Source organism: Streptomyces sp. 12E, assembly GCF_055633275.1.
The window spans coordinates 6,130,530-6,143,440 of sequence record NZ_JBVNCJ010000001.1; the positions used below are offsets into that span (position 1 = coordinate 6,130,530).

Consider the following 12,911-nt stretch of genomic DNA (forward strand, 5'->3'; position numbering starts at 1 on the left):
CGGACCCGGCCGCACGCCCCGCCTTCCTCACGCTTCGCGGACCGCCCGAAGGACGAGCCGCTCGGCACTCTCGTCGTAGGGGCGCCCGTCGAACCCGCCGAAGACCTCCACGTGGCCGAACCCCGCCTCCTCGACCATCCGCCGCAGCTCCACCGCGCTGTACACGAACCACGTCAAGGTGGCCCGCGTCACCCGCTCACCCCGGACCAGCACCCACTCGCTGCGCAGCCGCGCCCACTCGTCCAGCACGGTGTCGGTCTGCACCATCAGGTCGTCGCCCCGCCGCACCACCTTGGGCGGGGTGACCCTGCGGGCCAGGAGCTCCTTCCCGGCGAGGTCCAGGACGAGCGTGCCGCCGGGAGCCAGGCAGGTGTGCATGGTGCGCAGCACGCGCGCGTTGTCCGCGGGATCCTCGAAGTACCCGAAGGAGGTGAACATGTTGAGGACGACGTCGAAGCCGCCCGGTGCCTCGTACTCGCGGGCGTCGGCCCGTACGTAGGTCACCTCGGCACCGGCGTCGGCCGTCCGCTTGTGTGCCCGGTCCAGCATGGCCGGGCTCAGGTCCACTCCGGTCACGCGGTGACCGCGGCGGGCGAGCGGCACGGTGAACACCCCCGGCCCGCAGCACAGGTCCAGCACGCGCGACCCCTGCGGGAAGGCCAGCAGGGGAGAGGTGTCCAGCAATTCCTCGGCCTGCTCGTGGCGCTGCTCGGAGAAGAGGAAGTCGTGGAACTCGGTCCAGAAGTCATCGTCCTGGAATCCGCCCGTCCGTGTCATCGCGCGTCAGTGCTCCTTCATGGTCGCCGTCGGGGACAGGGCGCTGCGCCGTGTGACGGCGCAGCGTGAGCAGCAGAGGGGGAAGCAGCAGACACTGGGCGGCTGCCAGCAGCCAGAACCAGCCGGTGTGCCCGGCCCGTTCGCCGAGGCCGTACAACTGCCCGCCCAGCACGCCGCTCGCGCAGGCGCCCAGGCCCGCGGCCAGCCGCTGCTGGCCGAAGACCACGGCGTCGGAGCGGGGGCTGCGGCGCAGCGCCTCCAGGTCGTTCTTGAGGAACAGCACGATGTCGCCCAGCGTGATCAGCGCCCCGCCCGCCAGCAGTGCCGTCCGGGTACCGGCCGCCAGCACGGCCAGGCCCGCCGCCAGCCCCGTGAAGCCGACCGCGAGGGCGAGGGCGTACGGCATGCGCCGGATCAGGCCGGACGCGAGTGGCTGTACGACGATGACCAGCGTGAAGCAGAGCAGCAGCACCACGCTGTAGAACGCGCTGGAGGCGCGCTCGACGGCGTACACCGCCAGGAAGTGCTGGAAGTGGAAGTAGAGGTAGAAGGCGAGCGCGTTGGCGGCGAACGGCAGGAGTGCCACGCCGGCCAGGAGCCCCGAGGGGGCAGTGTCCTCCGGCCCGGCGGGGTGCTCCGTGGTTGTCCCTGGCAGTCGTGCGTGTCCCGCCGTGATCGCGAGGAACAGCGTCGTCACGGCCGCGAACAGCCAGCCGGGTGACGAGAGGACGAACGGCCCGGCGATCAGCGGGCCCACGGCCATGCCCGCGTTGAGTGCCGCGTTGCCCGCCGACAGGAACGCCGGGCGGCGCTCGTCGTCGACGCCGTGCACCAGGTACGCCTTGTTCGCGGGCAGGTAGAGCGCGGCACCGCAGCACGTCAGGACCAGCGCCCAGACCGCGAGGGTCGGCCAGCGCAGGGCCAGCAGGAGTCCGGCGAAACCGACGGTGCGCACGACGAGTGCCCACAGCATCGTGCGGCGCAGTCCGATCCGGTCCGCGAGGGCTCCGCCGACGATGCCGCCGGAGAACTGCACGAGCGATGCCACGGCCAGGACGACGCCGACCGTGCCGAGCCCCATCCCGAGCCGTTCGTGCAGGAACACCGACATGAACGGCAGGACCATGAAGCTGCCGAGCGGAATGAGGAACGAGCTGAGCAGGAGGAACCGCAGCGGGCCGGTGAGCGGAAACAGCGAGGCCCGCAGACCAGGTCCCCGAGTGGTGCGCTCACCCACCGGGCGCCTCCCGGCCGGCCGGGTCGGTGAGTACCCGCAGGGCGCCCGCGGCGGCCACCGCGCGGTGGGTGGCGAGTTCGGCGGTCTCCGCCTCGGCGTACACGATGCCCGCGTAGCCGCGGCTGTCGCCGAGGTGCTCGATGAGGTCGCCGGTCTGCTTGACCGGGTACCAGGCGGGCGTTCCCGGCATGTCGGTGAGCCGGTCGAGCCCGGCGACCCCGGCGAACACGCCGGGCGCGGCCGGATAGCCCAGAACGAAGGCGACGGCCGGACCACCGGGCAGGTCCGCATCCATGAGACGAGGGCGGCGGCCGAGCGCGGCCTCGATCATCGCCTCGTACATGTTGACGCCGAGCGCCCGGCACATGCCCTCCCCGACCAGCGCGCCCCCGATCCGGGGATTGACCTCCACCACCTCCGGGCCGTCGGCGGTCAGCACGAACTCCACGTGCGAGAACCGGTCGGTGTAGCCGACGGCGGCGAGCACCCGGTCGAGCCAGCGCTCCAGCGATGTCCGCTGCGGGCCCGGAAAAGCGACGGGAAAGGCGGTGATCTCCTCCCGGAAGTGCGGCTCCGGTGACATGAGCCGACTGGAGACGCCCAGCAGCCGGGTGCGGCCGTCCCAGGTGAGCGTCTCGGCGCTGTACACCGGGCCGCTGAAATAGGGCTCGGCGAACAACCGTCCTTTCAGGTCCCGACCGGACGCCTCCGCCAGCGCCGCGTCGAGTTCGCCCTCGTCCCGGACCAGCCACACGTTCTGGCTTCCGGTGCCCGCCGTGTCCTTGAGCACGAGCGGCAGTCCCGCCTCCTTGAGCAGCAGTCCGCGTGCCTCGCGGTCCGGCTCGGCGTTCTCGACGGCCCTTCCGCGGGTGAGACCCGCGTCGTGCAGTCTGTTGCGTACGGCGGCCTTGTCCCGGGTCAGTCGCAGGACGGCTGGATCGAGACCGGGCAGGCCGAGGCGTTCGGTGAGGGCGGCGCCGGTGAGAGTCCAGGTGTCGGTGGAACTGATCAGGCCGCGCAGCCCCGGGGTGCGCCGGAGCAGATCGGCGGTTCGTTCCACGTCGAAGGTGTCGGTCACGACGACGTCGAGGGCGCCGGCGGGCAGCCGGTCCAGTTCGTAGGCGTAGTAGGCGGGGGCCCGGGTGAGGAGCAGCAGGCGCTCGCCGAGCCGGTCGGCGGCGCGGACCAGACGGCCGAGGCCGAAGGTCAGTGACTCCAGGCAGGCCACGGTCATGCCGCCTGCTCCTTCCAGCGGGCCGGACGGGGAGTGCGTTGCCACGTCATCCTCGACCAGGGCATGGCCATCTCCTCCGGAGTGCGGACCTCGAGGGGTTTCAGCGCGGCCGGGTCCAGGGCCTCGGCGTGCCGGGCGAACACGCGCTCCACGTAACGGTGTCCGGTGTCGGCCCCTACCACCAGGTGCAGTCGGTCGGGGTGACGGCGGGCCTCGTACGTCGCCGTCAGGTAGCCGGCGCCGGTGGACAGCCCGGCGAACACCGCGTGTTCGCGCAGCAGGGCGACCGCGCCGGACATGGCGTGGGTGAAGTCCAGCCAGTGCACGGTGTCGTAGAGGTGGTGGCGGACGTTGTCGAAGACGATCGACGAGCCGATGCCGGCGATGATCGCCTCGGGATCGTGATGGTCCTGGCTGCCGAAGGTGACGCTGCCGAAGGGCTGGACGCCGACCAGGCGCACCGAGGGGTCCGCAACGCGCAGGTGTTCCACGATGCCGCCGGTCGAAGCTCCGGAACCCACCCCGCCGACGACGGTCAGCGGTACGGCCGGGAACTCCGCCGCGATCCGGTCGGCGACCTCTCGGTAGCCGAGGTAGTGGACGTCGTCGTGGTACTGGCGCATCCAGTGGTGGCCAGGGCGCTCGGCGAGTATCTCGCGCACCCGCCGCACCCTCAGTTCCTGGTCGAGCTTGAGGTTCCGCGACGGTCTGACCTGTTCCACCGTGGCGCCGAGGATCTCCAGTTGAGCGAGGGTGGTGGCGTCGACGGTGGTGGACGCGACGATGTGGCACCGCATGCCGTACCGGTGGCAGGCCAGGGCGAGGGCGTAGGCGTAGATGCCGCTGGAGCTGTCGATCAGGGTCTGTCCCGGACGGACCGTGCCCCGCTCCAGCAGACGACGGACGGCGGCCAGAGCCGAGTAGATCTTCATCGACTCGAACCGCAGCAGGACCAGGCCGTCGGTGAGCCGGACGAGGTCCGGGACTTTGAGGGCGTCGGCGATGTGGGGGTGGATCACCCGTAGCCTCCTTGGGCGAAGGTGCACTGGTGGCCGAGCGAGTGGAAGAACGCGGAGAGTTCGGACTTGACCTCGGCCCGTGGGCGTGAGGCGAAGAGATAGCCGGCCAGGCAGCCGGTGTGGGCGACGAAGACGCCGTCGGCGCCGAACCGCTCACGATGGGCCTGCAGGCTGCCGAAGGTCGCCTTGGGCAGCACCTCCTGGGACAACGCGGCGCTGGTCGTCGCGGCGCGGGCGACGGCGCCCGGGTCGCCCGAGTCGAAGCCCTTCAGCAGATCGGTCAGGCACCGCTGGTACTCCTCGCCGCGGCGCCGGTAGTGGTCCAGCAGCAGGGGAGTGACGGCGGCGGTGTCCACCGTGCCGGGTTCCGTGACGAAGGCGGCGTGGAAGCCGATGTCCGGGCCCAGTCGCCGTACCACCCGGTGCCGGCCGCTGAGGTACAGGGCGAACTCGTCGAGGAAGACGCTGTCGGCGCGCTCGATGCCCGCCAGGACGCCGAGGACCACGTCCGTGTCGTACGGCAGGGAGAAGACGCGGAACAGGCAGCGCAGCGTCGCCACGATGTCCGCCGTGGAACTGGCCATCCCCACGCCCACCGGCAGTTCGGAGTGGGTGTGCCAGTCGCCCGGTGGCAGGGTGAGGCCGTAGTGGTCGAGGAAGAGCCGAACCGCTGTCGCCGACTTCTCACCCAGTGCCGGCGGACGCGGCGAGCCGACCGTCGTCCTCGGTGTGAAGTACACCCAGGAGTGACGGTCCACGGGAAAGGACACCACCGCGATCTCAGGATCGGTGCCCGCTCGCAACGGGCCCTGGTACAGCTCGCCCAGAGTGCCGTGGCAGACACCGGACACCGTGCCGCCGGACACGCCCGGTTCCTGGAGGACACCCGCGACGGGTCCGGGCATGGTCGGCCCCGGTCCGTCGGACGACACGCCGACCCGGGGTCGGTACGGCCGACGCGAACAGGCTGGGTCCCGCACAGCATCCTCCTCCGTACCGGGCCTTGCACACCGACAGGGAAGGAAGCGCGGCCACACGCACGACGTAGGACCGCCCATACCGCCGACCCAGTCCACGAGGTCACGCGCACAGCCCGCGCGGGACACGGGCGCAGTGGCAGGTCTTCGGACTCGCGGGCACGTCCGCCGAAAGGGCGTACACCTACCGGCCGTCTCTTCCCCGGCCCTGACGCGGGCCCAGTGACATCGACGGCTTTCGTTCCCACTCACCGCTGCGGGACAGCCCCGGATTCGCACCGGGTTCCCTCTTGCGTCGCGCCACCGGGCGTCCGGGCGGACGGGAGGCGCGAACCGACTGCGTGTACCAGCGTAGAGGCGCTCGTATCCCTGCGACAGTGGGGCTTCGGCGGTTGTCTTGAATGTGGAGGGGAGGCAGAAACCAGGTGTGCCCCGTGCAGTTCTCGTGGTGGCTCTGGCCGGATAACGCCTCTGGGGATCGCTGCCTCCTCAGCCAGACTTGTCGTCTCACACCACATGCGCACCGTTGCTGCGGTGGCCCGCGCCCGGGAGGCCCCTGATGACGTCAGACGTGAGGCCGGACGAGGACGGGGCGGTGACCCCGCCCGGACGGCGACGGCCTCCCGGCGACCGCGTCGCGCTCCGCGGCGACCTGCGGTCCGCGCTGCCCGACGCCACCACGGCGGTGGTGGTCACGGCGCTGGTCTTCGCGCTCTTGTGGGCGCGCATGGAGTCGGGTGCTTCGGACACCGTCGCGGTCATGCCGTTCATGGACGATCCCGGCACCTACTGGATGTACCTGCTCAGCCAGGCGTTCGGCTGGTCGGGGCTGCTGTGGGCCTGGGGCACGGTCATGCTCGGTCTGCTGCTGTCGGGGCCGCGCCCCGCCCGGCTGCCGGTCTCCCGGCAGGTGCTGGAGCGCTGGCACCGCACCACGAGCCTGACGACCATGGCGCTGATGTTCGCGCACGCGCTGATGTTCGCGGCGGAACTCGTGCGCTACGAGACGAAGGTGGACTGGGCCGAGCGGCTGTGGGTGGCCTTCGCCGACAGCTTCGTTCCCGGCTGGTACGACTCCGGAACCGGAAGGGTCGCCATCCCGATCGGCCAGGGCGCCCTGTACCTGGCGATTCCGCTGGGGCTGCTGTTCTACGTCCGGCACCGCATCGGAGCGAACACCTGGCGGCGGCTGCACCGGTTCGTGATCGTCGTCTACGTGCTGAGCGTGTGGCACACCCTGCTGTACGGAACCAACGTCTGGTACGGACAGTGGCCGCGCACCGTGCTGTGGCTGCTGCAACTGCCGGTCGCGGTACTGCTGTTGACGCGCCTGCTGAGACCGGCCCGGCGGGCCGAACGGCTGGGCTCCCCCGGCGGGGGAGCGGCCCGGCCGGGATGGTGGGTGCGGGCGGCGGGGCGGGTCGCCGTCGCAGCCGTCGTCGTCGGGATCGTCGTCGTGGTGGTGTCCGGCCGCGACGGCGGACGGGACCGTCCGGCCCATCCGCCCGCGACGGCCCCCCACGCCCAGGAGACGGACTGACGGCCGGCACCGGGCGGGCTGGCGGGACGGACGGCACGTCCGCGCGCTCAGGTCCCGGTACGGGTGTTTGCCTGCCTGGACGTCTGCGACCAGGCAGGCGTCGTCGTCCGGGAGTTCACGGCAACGAGGTGGAGCCGGGCGTCGAACGCGGGACCGGCCGCACCGCCGTGCGCGGTGAGCCGGCAGGGGTCCCGGCGGCATCGGCCCGGCCACGTCCGCTGGAGTGGTGTACCGGCGGCCACCCGGTATGACAGAGTCCGGCTACTCCCGCATCCGCAAGATCTCCGGCACCGCGGTCGCCGTCGTCGGCTCCGAGGACCTGACCCTTCAGGGCAGTGTGACAGGAACGCTCGCGTTCCCCGACACCGACGACGGAAGGCCGGCGGATCCCTCGACCGGGCGACGGACCGGGTCATGAAGGGGGGCGGCCACCGGCCGCCCCACAAGAAGGGCCCCGGCTCCGTCCACCACAAGGTGCGCAAGTACCTGTCGCGCAACTGAGCCCAGCAAGGAAGGTCGGAAGATCACCGTGGCCGATCCGCAGATGGTCCACCTGCTCTGGCACGTACACCACCACGCGCCGGAAGGAACGGAAGCCGAGCACTTCAAGGCTCCCGACGACTTCTGGGCCGATGAGGAGGCAGGGGACGACGTGAAACTGCTCGGCACCTACTCGAGCCGAGACGCCGCACGGGCCCGGATCCGACGAGCCCGCCGGCTCCCGGGCTTCAGCGACGAACCGGACTGCTTCTACGTGGAGGAGTTCGCCATGGACAAGGACGAGTGGACCGAGGGGTACGTGGACGGGTGACGCTACCGGGCCGGTGGCATGCGCCGGATGTCGCGCATGCCACCGGCCCGTTTCCCCATGGGGCACATCAAAGGGCGTGACGAGGCGGGTCAGAAGAGGTCGAGCCGGGCGGACTCGGTCGCTCCCAGCATGCGGCACTCCCCTGTTTCCCCGTCGACGCTGACGTAGCCCGTGCCGACGGCCATGTCCCGCAGTTCCCCGGTACGGAGGTGAGCGATTGATTGGCAGTCGAAGTAGAAGGTGCTTCCCACCCGGGCGCGCTCTCCCTCGACAAGCGCGAAGGCCATGCCCTCGTGGCTGACCTTCTCGTCCAGGAACTTCTTGGCCAGTCTGGTCGCCTCTTCCATGTCCAGCATCAGTCTGTCCTCAGGAGGGGAAGTTTCGCCATGGTGAGAGATCGGCATGCCCCGGTCGACCATCCGGGAACACCACGTCCCCCTTGGTGTTCACCGCGTTGAAGACACGGGCTCGCCGCCCCTTCCGGCCCCTCACGATACCTCGGGCGCCATCTCCCCCTTCTTGATCTCGTTGACGATGCCCGAGACGGTGGACGCTTTGAATTGCCGTCCGCCGTACAACGCTTCGACGGGTGCTGTGGAGACCCTCCCTGAGGCCTCCGGGCGCCGAGGAGGGGGCCCTCGGCCAGCAGACGGTCGACTGCCACCGCACAGGCGCGGCAGTTCGTCTCACCGCGTTGGGGGTTCACCAGTGCTCTCAGCTGCTCCGTGACCGGGGTCCTGTAGAGGATGCCTCCGTATCCCCTGGTCACGCCGCCGCCTCCAGGGCCGAACCTCAGGTTCCCGCCATTGACGACCGTCGCGGCATCGGGGGCCACAGCCGTCCGACGCCACCCGGTCAGTCCGCCGATTCCCACGAGCGCCCACGGCGGCACCGCCGTCCCGGGCGGCTCCCGGTGCCGGGCGGGGGCGCACCGGCGGGCATCGTTCACGTCCTGCGCAAGGGCGTGGCCTGGTGCGACGCGCCAAGGGAAGCAGTGGGCCGGTCCGGGGTGACGGCCTGGCGCCGACTGCGGGACTGGACCGTGGCCGGAGTCCGGCCGTGCCTGCATTCAGCCCTGCTGACCGAGGTGCGCCGCGCCGACCTGCTGGAACTGGACGACTGCTCCATGGACGGATCGCACGTCCAGGCCCTCGAAGGGGAAACCGCGTCGGCCCCTCTCCGGTGAGGTGGTCGGGGGAGTGCCCGCCGCCCCGGCGGGCTGCCGGTCGCCTGTGCGGGCGGCGGGAGTCCCGGATCAGTAGCCGTAGATCATCTTGTAGGCGACTTCGGGGAGGAACTGGCCGGCCGTGGAGCCGGTTCCGACACCGCAGTTGCCGTCGGACTCGCCCGGGGTCTTGATCCACAGGAGCATCTCGGCGCCTCCGCCCCTCTGGGTGGGCGTACCGATGCGGCGGCCGGAGGGGTTGCACCACTGGCCGTTGGAGCCGTTGCCGTTGCGGCTGGTGTCCACGACGAACGGCTTGGTGTAGCCGTAGCGGGCGGCCAGTTCGTTGTTGACGGCGTTGCCGTAGGCGGTGTTCTCGGCGGTGGTGACGTAGTTGGAGACGTTGAGCGAGAAGCCGTGGGCCTGTCGGAGGCCGGCTTCGTGGAGGCGCCGGGCCATGGTCGCCGCGTCGGCCCAGCGCGGGTTGCCGGCGTCCATGTAGACCCAGGTGTTGGGGGCTTGGCGGTTGAACTCGGCGAGGGCGCCGGTGAGCATGGCCTCGCGTTCGTCGATCTGGGCCTGGGTCATGCAGCCGTAGTCTCCGAGGGAGTCCGGTTCGAGGATGACGACGGCCGGGCGGGCCGCGATGCCTCCGGCGAACTGAGCGATCCAACTGGCGTAGGCGGACGGCGAGGCGGCTCCGCCGGCGGAGTGCCCGCCGCAGTGGTCACGGTGGTAGATGTTGTAGGCGACGAGGACGGGCAGCTTGTCCCGGTGGTCCGCCGCTCCGACGTAGGCGCCTGTCGCGGTGCCGATGGTGCCGCTCCAGGAGCCGAACCAGCGGGCCATCGGTGTGTTGGCGATGGAGGCGTTGATCGCGGCGGCCCGGCCGTCACCGGGATTGGCGGCCGCCCACCGCTTCGCGCTCGAGTCGGGGTCCACGTAGAACCCGTTGGTCATCGTGGTGGGGTCGGCCGCGTGGGCGGAGGGTGCGGCGGCGAACGCCAGCGGCAGAGCACAGAGCGCTGCCATCAGGGTGCGGATTCTGCGGCTCACAACAGTACCTCGGTTTCAGAGGAGGTGCGCTTTGGGAGCGCTCCCACTGGAAGCGGTCCCAATCGTGGAGGTGAGGGAATGAGCTGTCAATAGTCGGCGCAGCACGCCACTTTCACAGCAGGACGTAGGTTCTGTGGGTCACCGCACTGGAAGCGGTCCCATATCTGTGTCCCTGAGCGCTCCCCGCCTGTGGAAGACTCACGAGCCATGGCAGAAGCAGCGCCGCGTCGGCATCCGACGCTCGACGAGGTGGCCGAACGCGCCGGTGTTTCCCGCTCCGTGGCCTCCCGCGCCCTCAACAATGCCCCGCACGTCAGCCGGGCCAAGCGCGAGGCCGTCGAACGGGCCGTGCGGCAACTCGGTTACGTACCCAATCCGACCGCCCGCGCGCTGGCCACCCGTCAGACGGGAGCTGCCGCCCTGGTCGTCTCGGGAGAGGACCCGTCGATCTTCGCCGATCCGTTCTTCGCCCGGGTGATCGTGGGGGCGTCGGCCGCCCTGGACGAGGCGGACCTGCATCTGATGCTGTGCCTGGCCGCTTCCGACCGGGGCCGCAAGCGGGTCGAGGAGCTCCTGCGGTCCAGGGGCGCGGACGGTGTGATGCTGATGGCGCTGCGCGAGGACGATCCGCTGACCCGGATGGCCGACGAGGCGCAGATGCCCGTCGTGTTCGGCGGGCGCCCGGTCGGTCCGGCTCCCCGGTGGTACGTGGACGTGGACAACGTCGGCGGAGCGCGCGAGGCGACCGAGCATCTGGTCTCACTCGGCCGGAGACGCGTGGCCGTGATCTGCGGGCGTCTGGACACCGGGGCCGGGCGCGCCCGGTACCGCGGCTACCGGGACGCCATGCTGGGCGCCGGTCTCGATCCGTTCCCGCCACTGGAGGGGGACTTCACCGAGCCCAGCGGAGCCGCCGCCATGGCCGCGCTGCTGGCGGAACACCCCGATGTGGACGGGGTGTTCGCCGCCAACGACAACATGGCGGCGGGAGCGCTGCGCACCGTGCGGGAGGCCGGCCGGCGGGTCCCCGCCGACGTCGCCGTGGTCGGCTTCGACGACCTGACGGTCGCCCGGATCGCCGATCCGCCGCTCACCACCGTCCATCAGCCCATAGAGGCTCTCGGACGGGAGATGGCGCGCATGCTCGTCGCGCTCGTCAACGGGCAGGACCCCACCCCGCTGGTCCTCCCCACCCGCTTGGCCGTCCGGGCCAGCGCCTGACTCCTCACTGTCCGGGAGGGGCGGGCCCCGGTCCGAACGGGTTGCCCTCGGGCGCGGCGCGGGGCGCCCAGGGAGCCGGCCAGGGTGGCCGGGGTCCAGCGGCGGAAGCAGCGGCTGCCGTCCGGTCCGACGGCTTGGGTACTGGTTGCAGCCTGCCCCTTTTTCCGCTGATGCCGGTCGCGGCGCCGGGTTCATGGTCCTCCTGGTCGGGACGGGACGGGTCGGGGCGGGTCGGGGCCGGGCCGGGCCGTGCGGTCGATGGATCGGTTCAGGGTGTGGACAGCTCGAACCGCGTGACGCGGACCTCGCCGCCGAGGGCCTGAGTGGCGTGGTTGAAGAGGGCGAACCGGTAGCCCATGAAGAACCGCCAGTCGTTGCCCATGGAGAAGGCGGGGCCGAGACGGGTGAACGTGATGCCGTCGGTGCTGTAGGAGAAGGTCCCGGGGCGCGGTGCGCCGGGGCGGATGTCCGCGTTCGCGCGCAGCCAGACGCGGCCGCCGGAGACGGGCGCGCTCGCGGTCTCGGTGCCGGTGCCGGTGGTGTTCCAGTTGCTGTCCATGGTCAGCCCGGTGACCATCGCCACCCGTGTCGCACCGCCGTCGCGCTTGAGGCCGATCCAGGCGGAGGAGTCACGCAGCAGCGCGAGCCCGGCCCGGTCGCCGTCCCGCATCGCGGAGTGGTCGAGCTGGACCGTGGCGGTGGAGGTGGGGCCCTGGATCCGGTGCGTGAGGGTGTTGCGGGCCCAGTAGAGGTCGTGGGTGACGGTCGAGGTCCGCAGCGTCAGGCCGTTGCCGACCGACCACTTGGTGTCGTCGGGGTTGTGGTTCCACTCCCATCTCGGTTTCAGGGTCGTACCGTCGAAGGTGTCGACGCCGGTCATCGGGGTGACCTGGCGGGGCGGAGCGGGTACGGCCGGACTGGGATACGTGGTGCCCCACGCGCCGTTGACGAGCTGTACGACGGGCCAGCCGTCCGCGGTCCAGGTGACCGGCGCCAGGGCGGGCATGCGGCCGCCGGGGTAGGCGTCGACGAAGGCCATGTAGTACCAGGCGCCGCTCTGCGTCCGCACCAGCCCGCCCTGGTGGGGGACGCCGCCGCCGGGGATCGGTCCGCGCAGGTCGAGGAGGACCTGCCGCATCGTGTACGGGCCGAAGGGGCCGCTCGAGGACTTGAGGATGTACTGGCCGTTCGCGGGGCGGGTCAGGAAGATGTAGTACCGCCCGTTGATCTTGTAGAACCGGGCGCCCTCCAAGGTGCCGACGCTGGACGGTGTCCTGAAGACCTCCTGCGTACGGACCTGGCTGCGGCCGTCGGGAGAGAGCTGGGCCACGCTGATGGTGGTGTTGCCGTACGCCACGTAGAGGGTGTCGTCGGTGTCGACGAGCAGCCCGGCGTCGTAGTAGGGGGTGCTGATCGTCGTCAGCCTGTTCCACGGCCCCTCCACCGCGGTGGCGGTGTAGAGGTACGTCCGGGCGAAGTCGATCTGGCCGAGCCAGTAGAAGGTCCTGTTGCTGGGCCGGTAGGCCAGTGACGATGCCCAGACTCCTCTGACGTAGCCGCGGGCGCCGTTCAGGTCGTACTTGGCGCCGAAGTCGAGGACGGATACCGCATGGCCGGCGATCTCCCAGTTCACCAGGTCGTACGAGCGCAGGACGGGCGCGCCCGGCGAGTAGTGCATCGTCGAGGCCGAGGCGTAGTAGGTGTCGCCGACGCGAAGGACGTCGATGTCCGCGAAGTCCTGCCAGATCACCGGGTTCGTGTACTGCGCCGCGGTCGCGAGGGCGGGCCCAGGGGGGATGAGGGCGCCGGCGGCCAGGCCGGTGGCGGCCGCGAGCATGCGGCGGCGAGTAAAAAATTGATGCGAACATGACATA

Annotated in this window: 13 protein-coding genes and 1 riboswitch; of the genes, 5 read left to right on the plus strand and 8 right to left on the minus strand. The window is 70.9% G+C overall.

From position 1 onward, the window contains the following. Positions 1-27: 27 nt before the first annotated feature. The 5 genes from ACZ8ZB_RS28140 to ACZ8ZB_RS28160 are packed head-to-tail and all read right to left on the minus strand — an operon-like array spanning position 28 to position 5,172. The gene (locus tag ACZ8ZB_RS28140) at positions 28-777 is read right to left on the minus strand and encodes a class I SAM-dependent methyltransferase (RefSeq protein ID WP_470740419.1); all 750 of its coding nucleotides are present in this window, start codon (positions 775-777) and stop codon (positions 28-30) included. After that, a complete protein-coding gene (locus tag ACZ8ZB_RS28145; RefSeq protein ID WP_470740420.1) occupies positions 746-2,014 on the minus strand; it encodes an MFS transporter in 1,269 nt (422 codons plus the stop codon). Before ACZ8ZB_RS28145 ends, ACZ8ZB_RS28140 begins: the two co-directional genes overlap by 32 nt. Then, positions 2,007-3,248: an ATP-grasp domain-containing protein gene (locus ACZ8ZB_RS28150; protein WP_470740421.1), complete on the minus strand. Its 1,242-nt coding sequence runs from the start codon at positions 3,246-3,248 to the stop codon at positions 2,007-2,009. Before ACZ8ZB_RS28150 ends, ACZ8ZB_RS28145 begins: the two co-directional genes overlap by 8 nt. After that, complete coding sequence (locus ACZ8ZB_RS28155; RefSeq protein WP_470740422.1) at positions 3,245-4,267, minus strand: cysteine synthase family protein; 1,023 nt, start codon at positions 4,265-4,267, stop codon at positions 3,245-3,247. The genes ACZ8ZB_RS28150 and ACZ8ZB_RS28155 overlap by 4 nt, the downstream gene beginning before the upstream one ends. Continuing rightward, on the minus strand, positions 4,264-5,172 hold the full coding sequence (locus tag ACZ8ZB_RS28160; protein WP_470740423.1) for a GHMP family kinase ATP-binding protein: 909 nt from the start codon (positions 5,170-5,172) through the stop codon (positions 4,264-4,266). Before ACZ8ZB_RS28160 ends, ACZ8ZB_RS28155 begins: the two co-directional genes overlap by 4 nt. Positions 5,173-5,366: 194 nt before the next feature. Then, positions 5,367-5,597: riboswitch (cobalamin riboswitch) on the minus strand. A 206-nt stretch (positions 5,598-5,803) separates the two neighbouring features. Here ACZ8ZB_RS28160 and ACZ8ZB_RS28165 point away from each other — a divergent pair. The 3 genes from ACZ8ZB_RS28165 to ACZ8ZB_RS28175 all read left to right on the plus strand — a co-directional run bounded on the left by ACZ8ZB_RS28165 (position 5,804) and on the right by ACZ8ZB_RS28175 (position 7,595). Then, positions 5,804-6,784 carry a ferric reductase-like transmembrane domain-containing protein gene (locus ACZ8ZB_RS28165; protein ID WP_470740424.1) on the plus strand — a complete coding sequence of 327 codons (981 nt, stop codon included), beginning with the start codon at positions 5,804-5,806 and terminating at the stop codon, positions 6,782-6,784. Positions 6,785-7,031: 247 nt separating this feature from the next. Continuing rightward, on the plus strand, positions 7,032-7,202 hold the full coding sequence (locus ACZ8ZB_RS28170) for a hypothetical protein (RefSeq protein ID WP_470740425.1): 171 nt from the start codon (positions 7,032-7,034) through the stop codon (positions 7,200-7,202). Between the two features lie 111 nt (positions 7,203-7,313). Next, positions 7,314-7,595 (plus strand): DUF7336 domain-containing protein, encoded by a 282-nt coding sequence (locus tag ACZ8ZB_RS28175; RefSeq protein WP_470740426.1) that lies wholly within the window; start codon positions 7,314-7,316, stop codon positions 7,593-7,595. 89 nt (positions 7,596-7,684) lie between these two features. On the opposite strand, the gene ACZ8ZB_RS28180 is transcribed toward ACZ8ZB_RS28175, so the two are convergent. Beyond that, positions 7,685-7,951, minus strand: coding sequence for a hypothetical protein (locus ACZ8ZB_RS28180; RefSeq protein ID WP_470740427.1), 267 nt, complete (start codon positions 7,949-7,951; stop codon positions 7,685-7,687). Between the two features lie 638 nt (positions 7,952-8,589). Here ACZ8ZB_RS28180 and ACZ8ZB_RS28185 point away from each other — a divergent pair. Next, a complete protein-coding gene (locus ACZ8ZB_RS28185; RefSeq protein WP_470740428.1) occupies positions 8,590-8,781 on the plus strand; it encodes a hypothetical protein in 192 nt (63 codons plus the stop codon). A gap of 69 nt (positions 8,782-8,850) precedes the next feature. Here the strand turns inward: ACZ8ZB_RS28185 and ACZ8ZB_RS28190 are convergent, their stop codons facing one another. Continuing rightward, positions 8,851-9,816 (minus strand): glycoside hydrolase family 6 protein, encoded by a 966-nt coding sequence (locus tag ACZ8ZB_RS28190; RefSeq protein ID WP_470740429.1) that lies wholly within the window; start codon positions 9,814-9,816, stop codon positions 8,851-8,853. 207 nt (positions 9,817-10,023) lie between these two features. On the opposite strand from ACZ8ZB_RS28190, the gene ACZ8ZB_RS28195 reads away from it, so the two are divergent. Then, entirely contained in the window at positions 10,024-11,037 is a 1,014-nt protein-coding gene (locus ACZ8ZB_RS28195; RefSeq protein ID WP_470740430.1) for a LacI family DNA-binding transcriptional regulator, read from the plus strand. A 268-nt stretch (positions 11,038-11,305) separates the two neighbouring features. Here the strand turns inward: ACZ8ZB_RS28195 and ACZ8ZB_RS28200 are convergent, their stop codons facing one another. Continuing rightward, complete coding sequence (locus tag ACZ8ZB_RS28200; RefSeq protein ID WP_470741600.1) at positions 11,306-12,910, minus strand: glycoside hydrolase family 43 protein; 1,605 nt, start codon at positions 12,908-12,910, stop codon at positions 11,306-11,308. Position 12,911: the final 1 nt, after the last annotated feature.

Excerpts from the sequence above, each read along its gene's own strand:
- ACZ8ZB_RS28140 (WP_470740419.1), bottom strand. The coding sequence starts at position 777 with ATGACACGGACGGGCGGATTCCAGGACGATGACTTCTGGACCGAGTTC.
- ACZ8ZB_RS28150 (WP_470740421.1), bottom strand. The coding sequence starts at position 3,248 with ATGACCGTGGCCTGCCTGGAGTCACTGACCTTCGGCCTCGGCCGTCTG.
- ACZ8ZB_RS28160 (WP_470740423.1), bottom strand. The coding sequence starts at position 5,172 with ATGCCCGGACCCGTCGCGGGTGTCCTCCAGGAACCGGGCGTGTCCGGC.
- ACZ8ZB_RS28165 (WP_470740424.1), top strand. The coding sequence starts at position 5,804 with ATGACGTCAGACGTGAGGCCGGACGAGGACGGGGCGGTGACCCCGCCC.
- ACZ8ZB_RS28170 (WP_470740425.1), top strand. The coding sequence starts at position 7,032 with ATGACAGAGTCCGGCTACTCCCGCATCCGCAAGATCTCCGGCACCGCG.
- ACZ8ZB_RS28180 (WP_470740427.1), bottom strand. The coding sequence starts at position 7,951 with ATGCTGGACATGGAAGAGGCGACCAGACTGGCCAAGAAGTTCCTGGAC.
- ACZ8ZB_RS28195 (WP_470740430.1), top strand. The coding sequence starts at position 10,024 with ATGGCAGAAGCAGCGCCGCGTCGGCATCCGACGCTCGACGAGGTGGCC.
- ACZ8ZB_RS28200 (WP_470741600.1), bottom strand. The coding sequence starts at position 12,910 with ATGTCATGTTCGCATCAATTTTTTACTCGCCGCCGCATGCTCGCGGCC.